The organism is Streptomyces sp. MMBL 11-1 (assembly GCF_028622875.1).
GTDB lineage: Bacteria > Actinomycetota > Actinomycetes > Streptomycetales > Streptomycetaceae > Streptomyces.
Genome location: NZ_CP117709.1, coordinates 7,288,568 through 7,307,792, shown reverse-complemented (window position 1 = coordinate 7,307,792; position 19,225 = coordinate 7,288,568). Strand labels below are relative to the sequence as shown.

The 19,225-nt window shown below is 72.4% G+C and carries 19 protein-coding genes and 1 riboswitch; of the genes, 9 read left to right on the top strand and 10 right to left on the bottom strand.

Annotated features, from left to right (window positions below):
- Complete coding sequence (locus PSQ21_RS32235; RefSeq protein ID WP_097870478.1) at positions 1-435, bottom strand: roadblock/LC7 domain-containing protein; 435 nt, start codon at positions 433-435, stop codon at positions 1-3.
- Positions 432-2,612, bottom strand: a complete 2,181-nt coding sequence (locus PSQ21_RS32230; protein WP_274034877.1) for a sensor histidine kinase — start codon at positions 2,610-2,612, stop codon at positions 432-434. Before PSQ21_RS32230 ends, PSQ21_RS32235 begins: the two co-directional genes overlap by 4 nt.
- 420 nt (positions 2,613-3,032) lie before the next feature.
- Between PSQ21_RS32230 and PSQ21_RS32225 the strand changes: the two genes are divergently transcribed.
- On the top strand, positions 3,033-4,478 hold the full coding sequence (locus PSQ21_RS32225; protein WP_274034876.1) for a glyceraldehyde-3-phosphate dehydrogenase: 1,446 nt from the start codon (positions 3,033-3,035) through the stop codon (positions 4,476-4,478).
- A gap of 163 nt (positions 4,479-4,641) precedes the next feature.
- On the opposite strand, the gene PSQ21_RS32220 is transcribed toward PSQ21_RS32225, so the two are convergent.
- Together PSQ21_RS32220 and PSQ21_RS32215 are read right to left on the bottom strand one after the other, a co-directional pair.
- Positions 4,642-5,070: a pyridoxamine 5'-phosphate oxidase family protein gene (locus PSQ21_RS32220; RefSeq protein ID WP_274034875.1), complete on the bottom strand. Its 429-nt coding sequence runs from the start codon at positions 5,068-5,070 to the stop codon at positions 4,642-4,644.
- Between the two features lie 140 nt (positions 5,071-5,210).
- Positions 5,211-5,690: a hypothetical protein gene (locus tag PSQ21_RS32215; RefSeq protein WP_274036044.1), complete on the bottom strand. Its 480-nt coding sequence runs from the start codon at positions 5,688-5,690 to the stop codon at positions 5,211-5,213.
- 168 nt (positions 5,691-5,858) lie between these two features.
- Here PSQ21_RS32215 and PSQ21_RS32210 point away from each other — a divergent pair, with 168 nt between their 5' ends.
- On the top strand, positions 5,859-6,356 hold the full coding sequence (locus tag PSQ21_RS32210; protein WP_274034874.1) for a hypothetical protein: 498 nt from the start codon (positions 5,859-5,861) through the stop codon (positions 6,354-6,356).
- A gap of 46 nt (positions 6,357-6,402) precedes the next feature.
- Here PSQ21_RS32210 and PSQ21_RS32205 read toward each other — a convergent pair whose 3' ends face one another.
- Both PSQ21_RS32205 and PSQ21_RS32200 read right to left on the bottom strand, forming a co-directional pair.
- On the bottom strand, positions 6,403-7,602 hold the full coding sequence (locus PSQ21_RS32205) for an MBL fold metallo-hydrolase (protein ID WP_274034873.1): 1,200 nt from the start codon (positions 7,600-7,602) through the stop codon (positions 6,403-6,405).
- 98 nt (positions 7,603-7,700) lie between these two features.
- Positions 7,701-8,141, bottom strand: a complete 441-nt coding sequence (locus tag PSQ21_RS32200; RefSeq protein ID WP_274034872.1) for a PPOX class F420-dependent oxidoreductase — start codon at positions 8,139-8,141, stop codon at positions 7,701-7,703.
- Between the two features lie 119 nt (positions 8,142-8,260).
- Here PSQ21_RS32200 and PSQ21_RS32195 point away from each other — a divergent pair, with 119 nt between their 5' ends.
- Entirely contained in the window at positions 8,261-8,917 is a 657-nt protein-coding gene (locus tag PSQ21_RS32195; protein ID WP_274034871.1) for a TetR/AcrR family transcriptional regulator, read from the top strand.
- Between the two features lie 146 nt (positions 8,918-9,063).
- On the opposite strand, the gene PSQ21_RS32190 is transcribed toward PSQ21_RS32195, so the two are convergent.
- On the bottom strand, positions 9,064-10,065 hold the full coding sequence (locus PSQ21_RS32190) for a DUF6745 domain-containing protein (RefSeq protein ID WP_274034870.1): 1,002 nt from the start codon (positions 10,063-10,065) through the stop codon (positions 9,064-9,066).
- 85 nt (positions 10,066-10,150) lie between these two features.
- Positions 10,151-10,477, bottom strand: coding sequence for a hypothetical protein (locus PSQ21_RS32185; RefSeq protein ID WP_274034869.1), 327 nt, complete (start codon positions 10,475-10,477; stop codon positions 10,151-10,153).
- 214 nt (positions 10,478-10,691) lie between these two features.
- On the opposite strand from PSQ21_RS32185, the gene PSQ21_RS32180 reads away from it, so the two are divergent.
- The 6 genes from PSQ21_RS32180 to PSQ21_RS32155 are packed head-to-tail and all read left to right on the top strand — an operon-like array spanning position 10,692 to position 16,959.
- Positions 10,692-11,642 carry an STM4015 family protein gene (locus PSQ21_RS32180; RefSeq protein WP_274034868.1) on the top strand — a complete coding sequence of 317 codons (951 nt, stop codon included), beginning with the start codon at positions 10,692-10,694 and terminating at the stop codon, positions 11,640-11,642.
- A gap of 5 nt (positions 11,643-11,647) precedes the next feature.
- Entirely contained in the window at positions 11,648-12,607 is a 960-nt protein-coding gene (locus PSQ21_RS32175; RefSeq protein ID WP_274034867.1) for an STM4015 family protein, read from the top strand.
- Positions 12,588-13,745: an STM4014 family protein gene (locus tag PSQ21_RS32170; protein WP_274034866.1), complete on the top strand. Its 1,158-nt coding sequence runs from the start codon at positions 12,588-12,590 to the stop codon at positions 13,743-13,745. The genes PSQ21_RS32175 and PSQ21_RS32170 overlap by 20 nt, the downstream gene beginning before the upstream one ends.
- A gap of 43 nt (positions 13,746-13,788) precedes the next feature.
- Positions 13,789-14,646, top strand: coding sequence for an STM4013/SEN3800 family hydrolase (locus tag PSQ21_RS32165; protein WP_274036042.1), 858 nt, complete (start codon positions 13,789-13,791; stop codon positions 14,644-14,646).
- Entirely contained in the window at positions 14,643-16,028 is a 1,386-nt protein-coding gene (locus PSQ21_RS32160) for an STM4012 family radical SAM protein (protein WP_274034865.1), read from the top strand. The genes PSQ21_RS32165 and PSQ21_RS32160 overlap by 4 nt, the downstream gene beginning before the upstream one ends.
- Positions 16,029-16,035: 7 nt before the next feature.
- Positions 16,036-16,959, top strand: a complete 924-nt coding sequence (locus PSQ21_RS32155) for an STM4011 family radical SAM protein (RefSeq protein ID WP_274034864.1) — start codon at positions 16,036-16,038, stop codon at positions 16,957-16,959.
- Between the two features lie 23 nt (positions 16,960-16,982).
- Here the strand turns inward: PSQ21_RS32155 and PSQ21_RS32150 are convergent, their stop codons facing one another.
- Both PSQ21_RS32150 and PSQ21_RS32145 read right to left on the bottom strand, forming a co-directional pair.
- Positions 16,983-17,810: an SGNH/GDSL hydrolase family protein gene (locus PSQ21_RS32150; RefSeq protein WP_274034863.1), complete on the bottom strand. Its 828-nt coding sequence runs from the start codon at positions 17,808-17,810 to the stop codon at positions 16,983-16,985.
- 161 nt (positions 17,811-17,971) lie between these two features.
- On the bottom strand, positions 17,972-18,919 hold the full coding sequence (locus PSQ21_RS32145; protein WP_274034862.1) for a M23 family metallopeptidase: 948 nt from the start codon (positions 18,917-18,919) through the stop codon (positions 17,972-17,974).
- A gap of 2 nt (positions 18,920-18,921) precedes the next feature.
- A riboswitch (cyclic di-AMP (ydaO/yuaA leader) is annotated at positions 18,922-19,082 on the bottom strand.
- Between the last annotated feature and the right edge of the window lie 143 nt (positions 19,083-19,225).

Sequence of the window (19,225 nt, the reverse complement as noted above, 5' to 3'; positions counted from 1 at the left end):
TCAGCGCCCCGGAGGGAACGGCGCCCCGGCCGGCTGCCGCAGCGGGGTCGTCAGATAGGGGCGGACGCTCTTGACCAGCATCGCCATCTCGTAGCCGAGCACCGCGGCGTCCGCCTCGCGTCCCGAGAGGACGGCGAGACAGGTGCCGGATCCCGCGGTGGAGACGAACAGGAGCGTGGAGTCCAGTTCGACGACCACCTGTCGTACGTCCCCGTTGTCGCCGAAGCGGGCCCCGGCACTGCGGCCGAGCGAGTACAGGCCGGCGGCCAGGGCCGCCATGTGGTCGGCGCTGTCGGGGTCCATGCCGTGCACGGATTTCACCAGCCCGTCGGCGGAGAGCAGGACCGCGCTGCGTGTGTAGGGCACGCGTTGTACCAGTCCGCTCAGCAGCCAGTCCAGGTCCGAGACCTGACCGGACGGCATATCGGTCGTCATGGTGTCTGCTCCTTGAAGGTGGTGTCTTTGCGGGGTTCCGGGACCGTCCGGCCCGGCAGGAAGGGATCCCCGGCGAACGCTCCGGGCCGGCCCGGTTCGCGGTCGTGGGCCCTCTCGGCGTGGGTGCCGCGCTGGTAGGCGGGGCTGTCGTGCGGATACGCGTCAGGCGGGTAGCTGTCCGGTACGGGCGGGCCGGCCGCGGGCAGTGGGTGGTCCGGCCGCGACGCGACGGCCGGACCGGGGAGGTCGGGCGGGCCCGGGCGGTCGGGCGGGGCGGGGAGGTCCGGCGGGGCGGTGGCTCCGCGTACGGGAAGGGGCGCGAGGCACTCCAGCGGGGCGTCGAGCGCGGTCTGCCCCCCGGCCCCCGTGCGGCCGGGGGCCCCGTGTCCGCCGTCGGGGCTCTCCTCCTGGGCGGTCCGGGCCTCGGCGAGATCGACGCCGCGCCGGAAGGCCGCCATGAGCCCGGGGTCGTGGACGGCGTGCTCGTCCTCGACACGCGGGGCGGGCGCCTCGCGCAGCTGCGGGACGAGGGATTCCTGGTTCGTCCGCTTCGGCAGTTCGGGCCGGGAGCGGGACGGGGCCGGCCGGTCCTCGCGCTCGTGGAGGGCCGCCGGGTCGGTCCTGCTCCCGTGCCCGGGCGGGGAGGCGTGCGGAGTCGGGCGGTCGGCGCGCTCGGCGCGCAGCGGGAGGGGCGGGGCGCCGCCCGCTGCCGGTTGCGGGCGGCCGTCCTCCTGCCGTTGATCGGCCGCCCGGGCCTGGGGGCGGCCGTTCTGCCCGTGGCCGGTCCCCTGGTGCGAGCCGTCCGCGGACGTCCCGGCCGGGGCCTCGGGCCTCGACGCCCCGCTCTTCGGCGGGGCGACGGGGGTTCCGGCCTCGACGGGCGGCCGGTGCACGGCGCCGGGGGGCGGTACGGGCGCGGCGTCGGGCGGCTGCGGGGCGTCGGGATCGGTCCCGAGCAGCGACTGCGGGAGGACCAGCACCGCCTGCGTACCGCCGTAGATGTTGCTCTGCAGCCGGACGGCGATGCCGTGGCGGCGGGCCAGGGCCGAGACGACGAACAGGCCGATCCGGCCGTCCTGCAGCAGGTGGGCGACGTTGACCTGGTCGGGGTCGCAGAGCAGGGCGTTCATCCGCTGCTGTTCGTGGTCCGGCATCCCCAGACCCCGGTCCTCCACCTCCAGGGCGAGGCCGGCGGTGACGTGCTGGACCCGCAGCAGCACCTGGGTGTGCGGGGCCGAGAACACCGTGGCGTTCTCGACCAGCTCGGCCAGCAGGTGGATCACGTCGGCGACGGCGTGGCCGCGCAGGGTGCCCTCTATCGGCGGGACCAGCTTGACCCGGGGGTACTGCTCGACTTCGGCGATGGCCGAGCGGAGCACCTCGGTCATGGTGACCGGGTTGCTCCACTGCCGCCGGGAGACGGCCCCGCCGAGCACGGCGAGGTTCTCCGCGTGGCGGCGGATCCGGGTGGCGAGATGGTCGACGTGGAAGAGGCCCTTGAGGAGGTCGGGGTCCTCGACCTCGTGCTCCAGCTCGTCGAGGATCTGGATCTCGCGGTGGACGAGGGATTGCAGCCGTCGCGCGAGGTTGACGAAGACCTCGACCTTCTGTTCGTTGCCCGCGTTGCTGAAGAGCTGGGACGCCTGGAGGACCGCGGCGACGGCGGCTTCCTGGGACCGCGCCATCTCCTGGCCGAGCAGGTCGAAGGCGTCGGAACCGGGCGCGGTGGGCTGCGGCGGCTGCCGGGTGGCGACGGTTTCCCCGTTACGGAGCTGTTCCACCACCCGTTGCAGCTCCGCCTGGCCCTGGGCGCTGAGACGCCGGAGCGCGAGGGCCCGGTCGAGCACCTGGCCCGCGACGCGGTTGGCGCCGAGGTAGGCGGCGGCGACGGCGGCGACGGCGAGCGCACCGGATCCACCGAGCGCCGCCCAGAGGCTGGGCGAGGAGCCGACGGCTCCGGCGCGGACGGTGAAGATGACGGCCGCGGCGCCGCTGAGCACGGCAGCGATGGCCGGGAGCAGTGCGGTCCGAAGCAGCTGGGGGCGCATGCGGGCCTCGGGAGGAGGCCCCGCGGCACGCGGCCTGCTCGTGGCCGAGTGGGCGCGCGTGCCGGGGCGGCCGTGCCGCCCGCCTTCACGGCGGTCCGGTCGCGCGTCGGGTGCGCGAAGTTGAGACATCAGCGTCCTCGGTACAGGGGGCACCGGGGATCGACGGTCATGCCGGCGTCCATGTGGTGGCCCCTACGGTGGTCGGTCGGGCGCGGGTCATCGGTCGGGCGGGCCGAACGTCATGAGCCCACCGTTGATCACCGGGCACACACGGTAGTCGTCAATGACGTATGCGCGACGGGCAGTTGTCGAACTTGCCCGCCATCCGTCCCACTCTGGTATGAGCCCTCGTACGTGCGCCCGATTGCACCGCCTTGACCCCCGATCGCCCCGTAGCGTCGGCGGCTGCCCACATGCTGGACACTTCCGGCCCGCCAGGACCGCGCACAGGGCGCCGCCACGGGGTTCACCCGCAGGCAGGGGCCACCCGAAGGGGCAGCAAGGCTGCCGGTTACCATATGAGCGCCGCCTAGCTCGAAAGATAAACTTGTGACTGTCAATGACGACTCGTTCACCAACTGGATGCACCGCGAGGAGATCGCGGAGTCGATGATCCCGATCATCGGGAAGCTGCACCGCGAGCAGGACGTCAACGTCCTGCTGCACAGCCGCTCCCTGGTGAACAAGTCGGTGGTCAGCATCCTCAAGACCCACCGCTTCGCCCGGCAGATCGCGGGCGAGGAGCTCTCGGTCACCGAGACGATGCCCTTCCTGAAGGCTCTGACGACGCTCGATCTCGGCCCTTCCCAGATCGACATAGGCATGCTGGCCGCGACGTACCGGGCCGACGGGCGCGGGCTCTCGGTCGAGGAGTTCACCGCCGAGGCCGTCGCCGGGGCGACGGGCGACAACAAGATCGAGCGCCGCGCGTCCCGTGATGTGGTGCTCTACGGCTTCGGCCGCATCGGCCGGCTCCTGGCCCGTCTGCTCATCGAGAAGGCCGGCTCGGGCAACGGCCTGCGCCTGCGGGCCATCGTCGTCCGGAAGGGCTCCGGCCAGGACATCGTCAAGCGCGCCTCGCTGCTGCGGCGCGACTCGATCCACGGCCAGTTCCAGGGCACGATCACCGTCGACGAGGCGAACAGCAAGATCATCGCCAACGGCAACGAGATCCAGGTGATCTACTCCGACGACCCGACGACGGTCGACTACACGGCGTACGGCATCAAGGACGCCATCCTGATCGACAACACCGGCCGGTGGCGCGACCGGGAGGGGCTCTCCAAGCACCTCCGGGCGGGCATCGCCAAGGTCGTGCTCACCGCACCGGGCAAGGGCGACGTCCCCAACATCGTGCACGGCGTCAACCACGACACGATCAAGCCGGACGAGCGGATCCTGTCCTGCGCGTCCTGCACGACCAATGCGATCGTGCCGCCGCTGAAGGCGATGGCGGACGAGTACGGCGTGCTGCGCGGGCACGTGGAGACCGTCCACTCCTACACCAACGACCAGAACCTGCTGGACAATTACCACAGCTCAGACCGCCGCGGCCGTTCGGCGGCGCTCAACATGGTCATCACCGAGACCGGTGCCGCCTCGGCCGTGGCGAAGGCGCTGCCCGACCTGGACGCCCCGATCACCGGCAGCTCCATCCGCGTCCCGGTGCCGGACGTCTCGATCGCGATCCTCAGCCTGCGGCTGGAGCGCGAGACCACCCGCGAGGAGGTCCTCGACTACCTCCGCAACGTGTCGCTGGCCTCGCCGCTCAAGCGGCAGATCGACTTCATCAGCGCGCCCGACGCGGTCTCCAGCGACTTCATCGGCTCGCGCCACGCCTCGATCGTCGACGCGGGCGCCACCAAGGTCGACGGCGACAACGCGATCCTCTACCTCTGGTACGACAACGAGTTCGGCTACTCGTGCCAGGTCATCCGGGTCGTCCAGCACGTCTCCGGCGTGGAGTACCCGACGTACCCGGCCCCGGCGGTCTGACCCCGGGCCCGCCGCGTTCGGCCCGGTGCCCGGCAGATCCTCCTGCCGGGCACCGGGCCGTCTCCGGCGAGTGGGAGTCGGCGCTGCGGGCGGGTCGACGCAGAAGGCAGGTCGGCGGGACCCGCGGGGCGGAACTCCCCCGGGCTGACGACACGGCCGAGGCTCAGACCTGGCCGAGGTCCGAGCTGACCCAGCGTTCGGGGCGCAGGGTGATCACCACCTGCTCCCCGTGGTTCTCCCAGGCGTAGTCCACGTAACCGGCGACCTTCTCGGCCGGAAGGTAGCGCGCCGACACCTCCTCCAGGTCCGCCCGCGTGGCGGGGCGGGTGTCGACGACGGGTCCCTCGACGGAGACGTAACGGATGGTCGGCTCCAGCCGGTCGACCAGGAGCGTGAACCGGCCCGCCGCGTCGATCAGTTCGGCCTTGCGCGAGGTGCGGCCGGTGAGAACGCGTACGTCGCCGCCCGGCGTGTACTGGTACCAGATGGGGACGCTGAGCGGGGCCCGGCCGCTGCTCCCCGACGCGACGGCCAGTGCGGCGACATGGGGTTCGGCGAGGAACTGTTCGCGCTCTTCACGGGTGAGTGCCACGGCACACTCCTTCGTACGGGGATCCGGGGGCCGCCCCAGTGTGCCCCGCGCGCCGGGCATGTCCCCGCCCCCCGCGCCGGGGTGCACGGCGTGTCGTACGAGGTGCTTCCGGGCCGTGCGGAACACCTCGTGGTCCGGCGCTACTTTGGAAAAACGCCCTGAGCGTCCTGGGACCGTCGTACGACGGCCGCCCCACGCAGGGCGACAGCGCACCAGACGGCCACCAGGAGCAGCGCGATCGCGGCCAGGCCCGCGACTTCGAGGGGCTCCGGCCGCCAGCCCAAGGACAGCCGGGTACCGATCATGACGGTACCGAGGAGCACCTCCGACGGGGAGTAGACCGGCACCTTGGCCGCCACGAACCGCAGGATGGCGCCCAGCACCAGGCCGGTCACGGCCCAGGCGAGCAGATAGGGCCAGAGCGCCCCCGGAGCGGCGGGCGGCAGGCCGTACTCCTCCGGGCCGATGCGGAACAGCGCGCCCAGCCACCCCAGAGTCACTCCGGCGGCGGTGACGAGCGCCGCCCACAGCGCATGGCGCCACAGCGGGCCGGACCGCACCCGCTCGTCCTCGTGCTCGTCCTGGGTGTCGACGGTGTCCGTGGTCTCAGGAAGGTCCATCACACCCGATGAGACGCTCACCGGCCGCTGATCGTTGCGTCGCGGACGGTGTCGGGTGCGTGCCGGGAACGCTACGGCCCGTCCGGAGAGCCGTGGTTCGTCGGTGACGAGCCCGGCGTGACCCCAACGCCCCGGCATGATCAACCAGGTGGCCCTACGCTCACGTACATGAGCAAGGACCATGACGACGAACCGGTATTCGTCCGCTCGAACTGGGGGACAAGTCGATACGTCTACAACCCGAACCATCCGATCGGTGTCGCCCTCATCATCGGATCCCTGCTGTTCGCCGCCGGGGGCATGTACTACCTCTTCGCGAGTTCTTCGTGGAGCGAGGGTGAGTTGCGCGACGCCGTGCACACGGCCGTCCGGGACCTGGAGTCGGAGCGGCACACCTTCAGCACATGGACCGGCGGTTACGACCGTCTGATCCGCGACGCGCTGGAGGAGAGCGGCGAAGGCCCCTCGACCGGCGGCGTGGTGTACGTCGAGGACGCGAACGATCCCTACGACGAGGACGCGGACCCGTCCGTCGACCTGTTCGAGGTCACGGCGAAGGACGTCGACGCCACGTTCTGTCTGAGCGTGTCGCCGCCGGAGCCCGAGTCGGCGCTGGAGAACATCACGGTCAGCCTCTCCATCACCGTCGCGGAGGGCCGGTGCTGAAACCGGCCGGACAACCTGCGGGCGGGCCGCCCCGCGGCGTATCCGGTCAGCGCTCGCCGGCGAGGTCGAGATCGCCCCGCGCCGCCGGCGCGGGGCCGGCCTGCGCTTCGGTGCGGCGCCACGGGCGGGCGAGCGAGGTGGACAGCGGTCGCCACCACGGCTCCACGGGGAGAGTTCCGTCCGGCTCGAAGGGTTCACCCGGCCGAGGGAACGCCACCGCCTGCCCGGCCTCCTCGCCGGCGTCCTTCGTCCACTCGCCCGGCTCCGCCCAGGCGTGCGGCGCCAGATTGAAGGTGCCCCAGTGGATCGGCAGCAGCACTCCGTGGGGGCGGCCGCCCTGGAGGTCCAGGTGCGCGCGCATGCCTTCGGCGGGGGTCATGTGGATGTCCGGCCAGTACTTCGAGTACGCGCCGATCTGGATCATGGTGGCGTCGAAGGGCCCGTGCTCGGCGCCGATGTCCCGGAAGCCGGGGAAATAGCCGGTGTCCCCGCTGTGGTAGATGCGGTGCTCGGGCCCCGTGACGGCCCACGAGGCCCACAGGGTGTGCTGCTGGTTGCGCAGCCCGCGACCGCAGAAGTGGCGTGCGGGGGTGGCGGTGAGGCTGATCCCGGCGACGGTCGCGGTCTCGTTCCAGTCGAGTTCGTGCATCCGGCTCGCGGGTACGCCCCAGCGCTCCAGATGGGCTCCGACCCCGAGTGGCACGGCGAAGACCGTGTCGGTGCCGGCCAGGGCACGGATCGTCGGCAGGTCGAGGTGGTCGTAGTGGTCGTGGGAGATCACGACCACGTCGACGGGCCCGAGCGCGGCCAGCGACAGCGGAGTGGGGTGCAGGCGCTTGGGCCCGGCGAACGGGAACGGGGAACAGCGCTCGCCCCAGACCGGGTCGAACAGGATCCGTCGGCCGTCGATCTCCGCCAGCACACTGGAATGGCCCATCCAGGTCAGCCGGAGACCGGTGGCAGGGGGAACGGCCAGATCGGCGAGGGTCGTACCGTGGACGGGCACGGTGCCCGTGGGCGCCCTGCGGGCCCGCTGCTCCTTGTGGAAGTAGATCTTGGCGAATTCGACGGTGGACCCGGAGGGCCTGGTCCGGGCCCCCACCGGGTTCTGGAACGCTCCGTCGACAAAATGGGGCGAGCGGCGGATGCGCTCCATCCGTGCTCCGGCCGGATCGGCCCCGAAGGGCTCGGTGCGCATCGAGCGCAGTTTCGTGCGGAGCGGAAGCAAGTAGTCAGCGCCGGTCACAACATCTCCTGAGGGAGTCGGTGTCGTCTCATTATGATCGGCCTGTACGACGGGGCGAGCAGTAGATGCTGAACGGGGCAACCGGCCCGCCGGCGTCGTCAGCCACGTGGTTGCCCGTAGACGTGGTCGATGCGCAGGGTGAGCACCACCCTGCGGTCCCGGACCATGGCCTGCCGGTAGTCGTCCCAGTCGGGGTGCTCTCCCCTGACATCCCGGTAGAGCGTGATCAGCGCCTCCACCGTGGCGTCGTCCGGCGCCAGGGCGGGCGGGGTCAGTTCGGCGGTCCCGTCGGCGACGGTCCAGGCCCAGCGGTCCTCACTGGTGACGTGGTAGCTCGCCCGGGGGTCTCGCCGCAGGTTACGGGTCTTGGCCCGGCCCTCGGTGATCGAGACGCGGACCACCTGCTCCTCCGGGTAGAAGGCGTGGTTGACGTTGGACAGCTGGGGGCGTCCGTCCTGCTTCAGAGTGACCAGGACTCCGCCGTCGTGCTCACCGAAGAGACGGAGCAGTGCTGCCTGTACCGGTTCGATTCGCGTCATGCAGATGGCAACGTCCGGGCGGTCCGGAGGATTCCGGTGCGCCGTATCCCTCGTCCCCCGTCGCCTCCGTCGGACGCCGTCCCACCGTCGTGACCCGGCGCGCTGGTTAGGGTGACCCGGTGACCAGAGTCCGGTTGAACGTGGCTGAGCGGCGTGAGGAGCTGCTGCGCGCTGCGGTCGGCCAGATCGAGGCCCGCGGGGTCTCGTCCGTGCGGATCGCCGATGTGGCCTCGGTGCTGGGCGTGAGTAACGCTCTCGTGCTCTACCACTTCTCGACCAAGGAGAATCTGGTCGCGGCGGCTTTCGCGTACGCCGCCGAGGCCGACCTCGCCCATCTCCGCAAGCTGCTGGCCGGTCGCACCAGCGCCGTACGACGGCTGCGGACGGCCGTGCGGTGGTACGCGCCGACGGGGCAGGCCAAGGGCTGGCGGCTGTGGATCGAGGGCTGGGCGGCGTCCCTGCGCGATCCCGCTCTCCGGGAGGTCGCGGGCGACCTGGACCAGCGGTGGAAGGCCGAACTGGCCCGGGTCATCGAGGAGGGCGCCGCGGCCGGAGAGTTCCGGTGCCAGGACCCCCGGGCGGCGGCCTGGCGGCTGACCGCCCTGCTGGACGGGATGGCGGTGCAGACGACCTCGTACGCGGGTCCGCTCTCCCGGACCACGATGCTGCGGTGGACCGATGAGGCGCTCGCCCGTGAGCTGGGCATCGACCCGGCGGAACTGACCGGTCCGCCGGCCGCCGATCCCCACGGAACGGACCCTTCCGCGACCGGCTGACGGCAAGGCCGGGCCCGGACACCCGGCGCACCGGCCGCGCCGTGTCCCCCGCCCGGCCCGCCCCCCCTGCTCCCCTGCTCGCCTGCCCCTCGGTCCCTTGGCCTCGGCTTCCCGGCCCGGCTCCGCTGCCCCCCCGGCCTCTCGGGTCAGGTCTGGCGCACCGGTGCGTAGGCCGCCCCGTCCAGTCCGAACGTCCAGGCGACGCCGTCCTGAGCGGTCCGGGTGGCGGGCGGCACGCGCAGCCAGTAGGTGCGGTACCTGCCGTCCGGCTCGGGGGTGGAGTTGACCACCTCGACCATCACCACGTCCTCGTCCCCGTCGAGGGCGATGCGCCAGAGGACGCCCGTCCCGTCACGGTGGACGGGCTCGGCGCCCGACTCCGTGAGATACCGGTCGTAGCCGTAGAACTCCAGCATCACGCGGCGCAGCTCCGCGTTCTCCTCGGCGCGGATCCGCTCGGGCGTGAGGGAGGACAGCTCGGCCAGGAACGCGGCGGGAACAGGCATGCCGCGCCAGGCGTGGAGGGCGAACCCGTCCCCGTAGGCGAGGGCCGGTCCCTCGCCGTGGTCGAGCCGGCCCGCCTCGTCGCGGTGGAGGACGTCGGGCCGCTCACTGATGACCGCGGCGTGCTCGTAGGGCCACCACCAGCCGGCGCTGCGGGCCACCTCCGCGAGGCCCGCCAGCCGGTCGCCCCGCCCGTCGAAGGCGGCGAGCCAGGCGGCGTCGTGCTGGCCGAGCACGGCGTCCAGGAGCACCAGCCGCACGGCCGTCCCGTCCTCGGGCCGGGGGGCCAGGTCGGCGACGACACCGGTCCGTATGCGCTCGGCGAGCGCGCCCGTGGTCTCCCACAGCTGGGCTCCGGTGGCGGACCAGAGCGCCGACCAGCCCGCCGGGCCCAGCTCGTCGTGCATCCGGCGGCGTTCCTCGGCCCACGGGCGGGTGCGGACCTCCTCGCGCACCGACCGGCCGGCGTCGACCAGCTTCTCCACCGTTTCGACGGCGGCCCGGGGCGATGCGGCCCAGATGATCCGGTCGGGCTCGGCCAGGCCGGCGGTGCGATAGGCACGCCGCACCCCGGCCTCGGCCGCCGCCCGGTCCGCCCGGCCGGTCGCCGCCGCCACGCTCCGCCAGGAATCCACGTTCTGCATCGGTTGTCCCCGTCCCCTGCTGTGCTCGTTCTGGATGGCTGTGCTCGTTCTGGAAAGCCGTGTTCGCTCCGGCATCGCGGAGCGGTCAGTCCGCCACGACGCGGATCGCGCCGGGTGCGTACTCCCGCTGCCGCACGACGCGGAACCAGCCCTTGGGGAGCGGGATCGCCGCGTGCTCCTCGTGCACCACCCGCCCGCCCTCGGGGAGATGGAGCAGCATCGGACCGAACCGGCCCGCTTCCCGGATCAGCCGGCCGGGGCCCTGCACGGCGTGGGCGTGTCCGGTGACCTCTCCCAGCGCGAGCACCAGCCTCCCCCGCCCGTCGCGCAGTTCGCCCGGGGCCTCCAGGAAGGGGGCGGGCACAGCCGACTCCTCCAGCTCCATGATCAGTACATCGCCCTGCCGGTACACAGACGTCTCCCCTCGGTCGCGGCACCCGCTGTGCCGACCGTGGGAAAAACGCTACGGGCAGGGTCTGACAGTGAGGACGCGGGCGGCATCGCCCGGGGGTCCGGCACGACGGACCGCCCCGGCGGCCGTGGACGGGTCCCGGTCGCGGCGTTGTCAGTGCGGCTTGATAAACCTTGCGGAGATCAGCCGTCCCCAGGATCAGGAGCTCAGGGCCATGTACGGTGCGCAGCATCTGCACGAGTTCGGCGGCCTTCCGGCCGTCGACTTCCAGCACACGACCGACGAGGGCTCCCGGCCCGCCGCGGACGCCGTGGCCTGGCGTGTCTCCGTCGACCCGTACGACGACGACCGGCCCTGGGAGGAGGAGTTCGCCGACTTCCTGGACCAGGTCGATCCGGCCGGTGTCCGGGCCCTGATCATCGGCCAGTGGGGCGAGGCGTACGACGAGAACTCCTCCATGCCGATCAACCTGGTGATCGCCGCCGCCGACCGGCTGACCTCGCTGGAGTCGGTGTTCGTCGGTGACCTGGAGGCGGAGCAGGCCGAGATCACCTGGATCGAGCAGTCGGACGTGACGGCGCTGCTGACCGCCTTCCCCGCCCTGACGGAGCTCGGCGTGCGCGGCGGCTCCGAGCTGGTGTTCCCGCCGACGAAGCACGAGCGGCTGCGGTCGCTGACCGTCCAGGCGGGCGGACTGCCCGTGGAGGTGGTGCGCGGGGTGCTGGACAGCGAACTGCCCGCGCTGGAGCGGCTGGACCTCTGGCTCGGAGTCTCCGCCTACGAGGGGAACACCGGCGTCGCCGACCTCGCTCCGCTGCTTTCCGGCACCCGTTTCCCCCGGCTGATCCACCTGGGCCTGCGCAACAGTGAGATCCAGAACGAGATCGCCGCGGCCATCGCCTCGGCTCCGGTCGTCGCCCAGCTTCGGGCTCTCGACCTGTCGAACGGGACACTGGGCGACGAAGGGGCGGCCGCCCTCCTCGAAGGGCAGCCGCTGACCCACCTGGAACTCCTCGATCTCCACCACCACTTCCTCACCGACGCGATGGCGGAGCGGGTGCGTTCGGCCCTGGAGCCGCACGGGGTGCGGGTCGATCTCTCCGAGCCGTGCGAGCCCTGGGGCGACCGGGGCGCCGAGGGCCGCTACACCGCCGTCTCGGAGTAGGTGTCATGACGTATCTCGGTATCCAGCATCTCGACCGCTTCCACGGGCTGCCGGTCCACACCCCGGCGCCGTCGTCCGGGTTCCTGCCCGCCGCCGACAGCGTGGCCTGGCGGCTGGAGTGCGAAAACGAGGAGGGCAGGGACTTCGCCGGCTGGTGGCAGGAGTTCCTGGACACGGTGGACACGGCCCGGGTCCGGGCGCTCGTCCTCGGCCCCTGGTGGAGCGGCGAGTACACGCCGTTCGCCCCGGTGATGGAGCTGATCGTCGCCCACGCGGACCGCTTCCCGGCCCTGCGCGGGCTCTTCCTCGCCGATGTGGTGGGCGAGGAGTGCGAGGTTTCCTGGCTGCGGATGTGCGACATCACCCCGGTGCTCGAAGCGCTGCCGCAGCTGGAGGAGTTCGGCGTGCGTGGCTGCGGCCGGGAGGGGCTGGGGCTGCGCCCGCTGCGCCATACGGCGCTGAAGTCGCTGCGCTTCGAATCCGGCGGCCTGCCCGGCGGGCTGGTGCGGGCGGTCGCCGCGAGCGAACTGCCCGCGCTGGAGCGGCTGGACCTGTGGTTCGGCAGCTCGTGGTACGGCGGCGACGCCACCGTCGACGACATCGGGCCGATCCTGTCGGGCGGCGTGTTCCCCCGGCTGCGCCACCTGGGGCTGCAGAACAGCGAGATCCAGGACGAGATCGCCGCCGCGGTCGGTTCCGCGCCCGTGGTCGCCCAGTTGGAGACCCTGGCGCTGTCGATGGGCACCCTGAGCGACACGGGCGGCGAGGCCCTGCTCAACGGGCAGCCCCTGAGCCATCTGTCCACGCTGGACCTGCGCCACCACTACCTCACCGAGCCGGTGCTGGACCGTGTGCGGGCCGCGTGCGCCCCGGCCGTCGTCGAGGCGGGCGAGGCCGAGGACGACTACGCGGACCCGGACGACGAGGACGACGAACCGGAACGCTATGTCGCGGTCAGTGAGTAGCGGCAAGGACGGCCCGGCGCCGCGCTTCGTGGTCGTCGGCAATCCGGACAACCGCCGGGTCGCCTTCTTCGAGGAGGCCGTGCGCTCCGCCGGGCTGCCGGCGGTCCGGGTGGTGCCCTGGCTCCAGGTGCTGCGCGGCCAGGCGGTGTTCGCGGCGGGCGAGAGCGTCCGGATCGATTCGCCCGGTGAGGACGCCGAGGTGGAGCGGCTGCTCCGCGGAGTCGACGACCCGACCCGGGTGGAGGGTTCGGCCCGGTGGTACGCGCGCTTCACCGCGGCCGTGCGGGCGGTGGCGGGCGCGGCCTCCGCCGCGGGCGCCGAGGTGCTGGGCTCCCCCGGTGACATCGCCGTGCTCTTCGACAAGCGGCTGTGCCACGGGCTGCTCGACCGCGCGGGGGTCCCCGTGCCCGCCTCGCCGACATCGGGCCCGGGGGCGGCCCCGGTGCGCGGCTGGTCCGACGTACGGGAGTCGCTGCGCGAACACCGGATGCCCCGGGCGTTCGTGAAGCTCGCGCACGGCTCCTCGGCCTCCGGGGTGCTGGCGGTGGAGACGGCGGGGCCCGGCCGGGTCCGGGCGAGCACCTCGGTGGAGCGGGACGCGTCGGGGCGGCTGTTCAACTCGCTCCGGGTGCGGCGCTACACCTCGGAGGCGGAGGTCGGCGCGGTCGTGGACGCGCTGGCCCCGGACGGGCTGCACATAGAGCGCTGGCTGCCGAAGGCGTCCCAGCGGGGGCGGGCCGCGGATCTGCGGATCGTGGTGGTCGGCGGCCGGGCGACGCACGCCGTGGTGCGGACGAGCACGAGCCCCATGACCAATCTGCATCTCGGCGGCGCGCGCGGCGACCTCGACGAGGCCCGGGCCGCCGTGGCGGCGGCCGGCGGCTGCTGGCGCGAGGCACTGACGATGTGCGAGCGGGCGGCGGCCTGCTTCCCCGGGACGCCCTGCGTGGGCGTCGACCTCCTGCCGACGGCCGGCTGGCGGCGCTTCGCCGTCGGGGAGGTCAACGCCTTCGGCGATCTGCTGCCCGGACTGACCGGTCTGCCGGGCAGCGGCGCCGAGGGCCTGAACACCTATGCGGCGCAGGTCGCCGCCGTACTGGACCGAGCAAGGAACCACCGTGCCCTCACCCCTTCCTGACCCCGACACGTCCCGGCCGCCCGGCGGGGCCGGCCGGCCCGACATGAGCGAGGTCGTGGGCAGCCACGATCTGCTGCTGGTCACCCTGGACACGCTGCGCCACGACGTCGCCGTCGAGCTGGCGGCCGCCGGGCGCATCCCGAACCTCGCCCGGCATCTGCCCGGCGGTGTCTGGGAGGAGCGGCACGCCCCGGGCAGCTTCACCTACGCCTCGCACCAGGCGATGTTCGCCGGGTTCCTGCCGACGCCCGCCTCCCCGGGGCCGCATCCCCGGCTGTTCGCGGCACGGTTCGCGGGCAGTGAGACGACGGCGGAGGGCACGTTCGTGTTCGACACTCCGGATCTGGTGTCGGGGCTGGCCGCCGAGGGCTATCGCACGGTGTGCGTCGGCGGGGTCGGGTTCTTCAACCGTCAGGGGCCGCTCGGTTCGGTGCTGCCCGGGATGTTCCAGGAGAGCCACTGGGAGCCCGGCTTCGGCGTCGCCTCGCCCACCTCGTTCGAGGAGCAGGTGGCCAGGGCGGAGGAGGTCGTCGCGGCGCTCCCCCGGGAGCAGCGGCTGTTCCTCTTCGTCAACGTGTCCGCGCTGCACCAGCCGAACTGGTTCCACCTTCCCGGGGCGACCCGTGAGGCGGGCGACTCCCGGGCCACGCACGCGGCGGCCCTGGAGTATGTGGACCGGCACATCGGCCGCCTCTTCGCCGCGGCGAGCAGCCGCCGCCGGTGCTTCGCCATCGTCTGCTCCGACCACGGGACCGCCTACGGCGACGACGGCTACACCGGTCACCGGCTCGGCCACCCGGCCGTCTGGACCGTCCCGTACGCCCATTTCGTCCTCGAACCACTCGACGCCGCCGAACCGCTCGCACCTCTCGCACCGCTCGACCCGGGGGCCGCCCGATGACCACCACCACCGAAGCCGCCGCCGGGCTCCCCGCCGTCCGCCCGTACGAGAGTTACGTCTACGCCTATCCGCACAAGACGGCCTACCGGCCGCTGGAGGACCGCCCGTCGCTGCGCGCGCTGTGGGCGGCGGAGCCGAAGGACGCGCTCTCCCTCTATCTCCACATACCCTTCTGCGAGGTCCGCTGCGGCTTCTGCAACCTGTTCACCCGGATCGGCGCGCCCGAGGAGCTGACGACGCGTTACCTGGACGCGTTGGAGCGGCAGGCCGTGTCCGTACGGGACGCGCTGGGCGACGAGGGGCCGGTGCGGTTCGCCGCGGCGGCGTTCGGCGGGGGCACGCCGACGTTCCTGACCGCCGGGGAGCTGGAGCGGCTCTGCGACATAGCGGAGAAGCGGATGGGCGCCGGACTGCGCTCGGTGCCGCTGTCGGTGGAGACGTCCCCCTCGACGGCGACGGCGGACCGGCTGTCGGTGCTGGCCGACCGGGGCACGACGAGGATCAGCATCGGTGTGCAGAGTTTCGTGGACGAGGAGGCACGGGCGGCCGTGCGCCCGCAGCGCCGCGCCGATGTGGAGGCGGCGCTCGGCCGGATCCGCGAGGCGGCCATCCCGGTGCTGAACATCGACCTGATCTACGGCATCGACGGGCAGACCGAGCGCAGCTGGCTCGCCTCCCTGGACGCGGCGCTGGCCTGGCGGCCGGAGGAGCTGTATCTGTATCCGCTGTACGTCCGCCCGCTCACGGGTCTGCACCGGCTGGGTCCGGCGGCCGGCGCCGAGGCGGAGGCGGAGGCGGAGACCGCCTGGGACGAGCAGCGGCTGCGGCTGTACGCGGTGGGGCGGGACCATCTGCGGGCGCACGGCTACGAGCAGGTGTCGATGCGGATGTTCCGGCGGGCCGGTGCCCCGCGGGAGCAGGAGGGGCCCGAGGACTACGCCTGTCAGACCGACGGCATGATCGGCCTGGGCTGCGGGGCCCGTTCGTACACGGCGGCCCTGCACTACTCCTTCGACTACGCGGTGGACATGCGGGAGATCCGGTCGATCATCGACCGCTTCGCCGCCACCGAGGACTTCTCCCGGGCCGAGGTCGGCCGGTACGTCGACGCCGACGAGGCGCGACGGAGGCATCTGCTGCAGTCGCTGCTCCAGGCGGCAGGGCTGCCGGTCGCGGATTACCGGGCCCGGTTCGGTACGGATCCGGACGCGGACTTCCCGGTCGAACTGGCGGGGTTCGCGGCCCGGGGGTGGCTGGACCCATCGGCGCCCGAGGGGCTGCTGCGTCTCTCCCCGCGAGGTCTCGCCCACTCCGACGCGCTGGGTCCGGCGCTGTTCTCCCCCGGGGTGCGGGCCGCGATGGCCGCGTACGAACGGAAGTGACCGGGCCGTGGACCTGACGATTCTCTACCGGGGCCCGCTCGCCTCCTGCGACTACGACTGTCCGTACTGCCCGTTCGCCAAACGGCGGGACAGTCGCGCGCAGCTGACGGCGGACCGCGAGGCGCTGGAGCGGTTCACCGGCTGGGCGGCGGCGCGGACCGGCGACCGGCTGTCCGTGCTGTTCACGCCGTGGGGCGAAGGGCTGGTGCGCTCCTGGTACCGGCGGGCGCTGACCGAGCTGTCGCGGCTGCCGAACATCGGGCGGGTGGCGATCCAGACGAACCTGAGCTGCCGCACCGGCTGGCTGGCGGACGCGGATCCGGAGCGGATCGCGCTCTGGTGCACCTACCACCCGGGGCAGACACCGTACGAGCGGTTCCTCGGCCGGTGCCGGGAGCTGTCGGGGCTCGGGATCCGCTACAGCGTGGGGGTGGTGGGTTTCGACGCCCATCTGGAGGAGGCGCGGCGGCTGCGGGCGGCGCTGCCGGACGAGGTCTATCTCTGGGTGAACGCCGCCGAGGGGCACACCTACACCGACGAGGAGGCGGCGCGGTGGACGGAGCTTGATCCGCTGTTCCCCTACAGCCGTGATCCGCACCGTTCGGCGGGGCTGCCCTGCCGGACGGGCGAGTCGGTGATCTCGGTGGACGGCGACGGCACGGTGCGGCGCTGTCACTTCGTCAAGGCGGAGCTGGGCAACCTCTACGACGGCAGCTACCGCCGGGCGCTCGGCCCGCGGGCCTGTCCGCTCGCGGTGTGCGACTGCCACATCGGTTATGTGCATCTGGAGTCGCTGCCGCTGTACGACGTCTTCGCGGGCGGTGTCCTGGAACGGATACCGGCAGGACATCCTCCGGGCGCGGGCACGCCGCCGGGTGGTCTCGTGGTGCCGAGCCCACCCGGGCGTGTGCTTCCGCTGCTGGAGCCCTGACCGTCTCCGGAGGACGACAGATCCTAGAGCGGCAGCAGGTCCGGGCGCTTCGCCTCGACGTGGTCGCCGGAGGACTCTCCGCGCAGCCGTCGGCCGATCCAGGGCACGAGGTATTCGCGGGCCCACTGGATGTTGTCGCGCCGTGCGTCGAAGGGGCTGCGCTGGGCCTGCGGCGGCCAGGGCTGGTCGGGGTCGGCGGGCACGTCGTGGCCGAGGACCTGTGCGGCGCGCAGCGCGACGCGGGTGTGTCCCTCGGGCGACAGGTGCAGCCGGTCGTTGTCCCACGCGCGCCGGTCCTGGACGGAACGCAGCGACCACAGGTCCAGCACGGGGCAGTGGTAGCGGTCGGCGATCGCCCGCAGATGGACGTTGTACGTGGCGATCTTGCCGCGCATGTGGCGCAGCACCGGAACGCCCCGGGTGTCGAAGCCGGTGGTGACCATGACCGTGCCGACGGCGTTGCTCAGGTCGGCGACCGCGCGTTCGAAACGCTCGGCGAGGTCGTCGGGGTCGGTGCCGGGCCGGATGATGTCGTTGCCGCCCGCACAGAAACTGACCAGGTCGGGGGCCAGTTCCTTGGCGCGCGGGATCTGCTCCTCGACGATCTGGTCGAGGAGACGTCCTCGTACGGCGAGATTGGCGTAGCGGAAGTCCCCGTGCGGGGAGTCCTCGGGGCCGGCCGCCGCGTCGGGGGCCGGGAGCCGGTCGGCGAGAAGCACCGCGAAGCGGTCCGCCCAGCCGACAAAGGTCCCGTCGGGGCCGGGGTCGCCGACGCCCTCGGTGAAACTGTCGCCAATCGCCGCGTACGACCCGATGATGTGCTGCTGGTTTTTTCTCGAATCGTCTGCCACAAGGACTTATCCTGCATCGTGCGATGTGACCTACGCGACCGTAATACGGGGTTGACTGGTGGTGAGATAGACCACCCGGTCAGTTTTTGGTAAACCCGGAATAAGTGGAGGGGCGGTGCGCCGTCGCGCACCGCCCCTCGTTCACTGTGTGCCGCGCCCGGTCAGACGGAGACGCCGTGCAGACGCAGGTACGCGATCGGGTCGACGTCCGAGCCGTAGCTCGGGCCGGTGCGGACCTCGAAGTGCAGGTGCGGGCCGGTGGAGTTCCCGGTGGAACCGGAGAGGCCGATCTGCTGGCCGCCGGTGACGGTCTGGCCGACGGAGACGTTGAGCGAGGACTGGTGGGCGTACTGGGAGTACATGCCGTCCTCGTGCTGGATGACGACCTCGTTGCCGTACGAGCCGCTGTTGCCGGCCGAGACGACGGTGCCCGGGCCGATGGCGAGTACGGGGGTGCCGGAGGCTGCCTGGAAGTCGGAGCCGGTGTGGTAGCCGCTGGACCAGCTGGCGCCGGAAGCCCGGTACTGGGTGGTGACGTTGGCGTTGGCCAGCGGGGCGGACCAGCCGGAGCCGGTGGCCTCGGAGGAGCCGGTCCGCGACGGGCTGCTGGAGTCGTCGGCGGAGGCGGTGTCCGCCTTCGGGGCCGTCTTCGGCGCGGCCTTCGGTGCCGGTTCGGCCTTCTTGGGGGCGGCCTCGGGAGCCGCGGACTTCTCGGCCGGGGCGGAGCCCTTGGCGCCGAGGGTCAGCTTCATGCCCGGGTGGATCAGGCCGGGGTCCTCGCCGACGGTGGAGCGGTTGTCCTGGTACAGCTTCTGCCACCCGCCCTTGAGCTGGTGCTCGGCCGCGATCTTCGCCAGGTAATCGCCGGAGACGACGGCGTACGTCTTCGGGACGTCCTTCGACGCGGCGGGCGCGGCGGCCGGTGCGGTGTGCGCGGCGGCGACCGAGGCGGCGGCGGGCTTCGCCGCCGGAGCCGCCTGGTCCGCGGCGTTCGCGACGGTGGCGCCGATGAGCGGAAGGGCGAGTGCGGCGCCGCCGGTCCCAGCGGCGAGGACGCCGCGGGAGATCGGGCCGGACTTCGGACGGCGGTGCTTACCCTTTGCGGGCATGGGAAGTTCCTCTCCGGCGCCTGCGAGGTGAGCTGTCGGGTTCGGGCTGGAGATGCCCGGTCGCGTTGCGGCGACTTCACCCCGAGCCGGTCCGGATCGCTCCGGACCGGCGGCTTACCTGGTTCCCCCGCTCCTGCCACGCGTGAGTGGGTGGGTGCGAATTCCGGGCGGCGGCAGGATTAGGCGGTCCGTCCGGATTGCGGCGACCGTAAACGAGTCAGGACGAGCAGAACAAGCCATCGGTTGCGCACCGGAATCATCGATTCGCTATCGCCCCACTATTCCCGTCACACTCCGTGGATTACG

What these genes read in the sequence shown, in the direction of transcription:
- PSQ21_RS32235 (WP_097870478.1), bottom strand. Translation starts at nt 435, where the DNA reads ATGACGACCGATATGCCGTCCGGTCAGGTCTCGGACCTGGACTGGCTG.
- PSQ21_RS32230 (WP_274034877.1), bottom strand. Translation starts at nt 2,612, where the DNA reads ATGTCTCAACTTCGCGCACCCGACGCGCGACCGGACCGCCGTGAAGGC.
- PSQ21_RS32215 (WP_274036044.1), bottom strand. Translation starts at nt 5,690, where the DNA reads ATGGACCTTCCTGAGACCACGGACACCGTCGACACCCAGGACGAGCAC.
- PSQ21_RS32210 (WP_274034874.1), top strand. Translation starts at nt 5,859, where the DNA reads ATGAGCAAGGACCATGACGACGAACCGGTATTCGTCCGCTCGAACTGG.
- PSQ21_RS32200 (WP_274034872.1), bottom strand. Translation starts at nt 8,141, where the DNA reads ATGACGCGAATCGAACCGGTACAGGCAGCACTGCTCCGTCTCTTCGGT.
- PSQ21_RS32190 (WP_274034870.1), bottom strand. Translation starts at nt 10,065, where the DNA reads ATGCAGAACGTGGATTCCTGGCGGAGCGTGGCGGCGGCGACCGGCCGG.
- PSQ21_RS32180 (WP_274034868.1), top strand. Translation starts at nt 10,692, where the DNA reads ATGTACGGTGCGCAGCATCTGCACGAGTTCGGCGGCCTTCCGGCCGTC.
- PSQ21_RS32175 (WP_274034867.1), top strand. Translation starts at nt 11,648, where the DNA reads ATGACGTATCTCGGTATCCAGCATCTCGACCGCTTCCACGGGCTGCCG.
- PSQ21_RS32170 (WP_274034866.1), top strand. Translation starts at nt 12,588, where the DNA reads ATGTCGCGGTCAGTGAGTAGCGGCAAGGACGGCCCGGCGCCGCGCTTC.
- PSQ21_RS32165 (WP_274036042.1), top strand. Translation starts at nt 13,789, where the DNA reads ATGAGCGAGGTCGTGGGCAGCCACGATCTGCTGCTGGTCACCCTGGAC.
- PSQ21_RS32160 (WP_274034865.1), top strand. Translation starts at nt 14,643, where the DNA reads ATGACCACCACCACCGAAGCCGCCGCCGGGCTCCCCGCCGTCCGCCCG.
- PSQ21_RS32145 (WP_274034862.1), bottom strand. Translation starts at nt 18,919, where the DNA reads ATGCCCGCAAAGGGTAAGCACCGCCGTCCGAAGTCCGGCCCGATCTCC.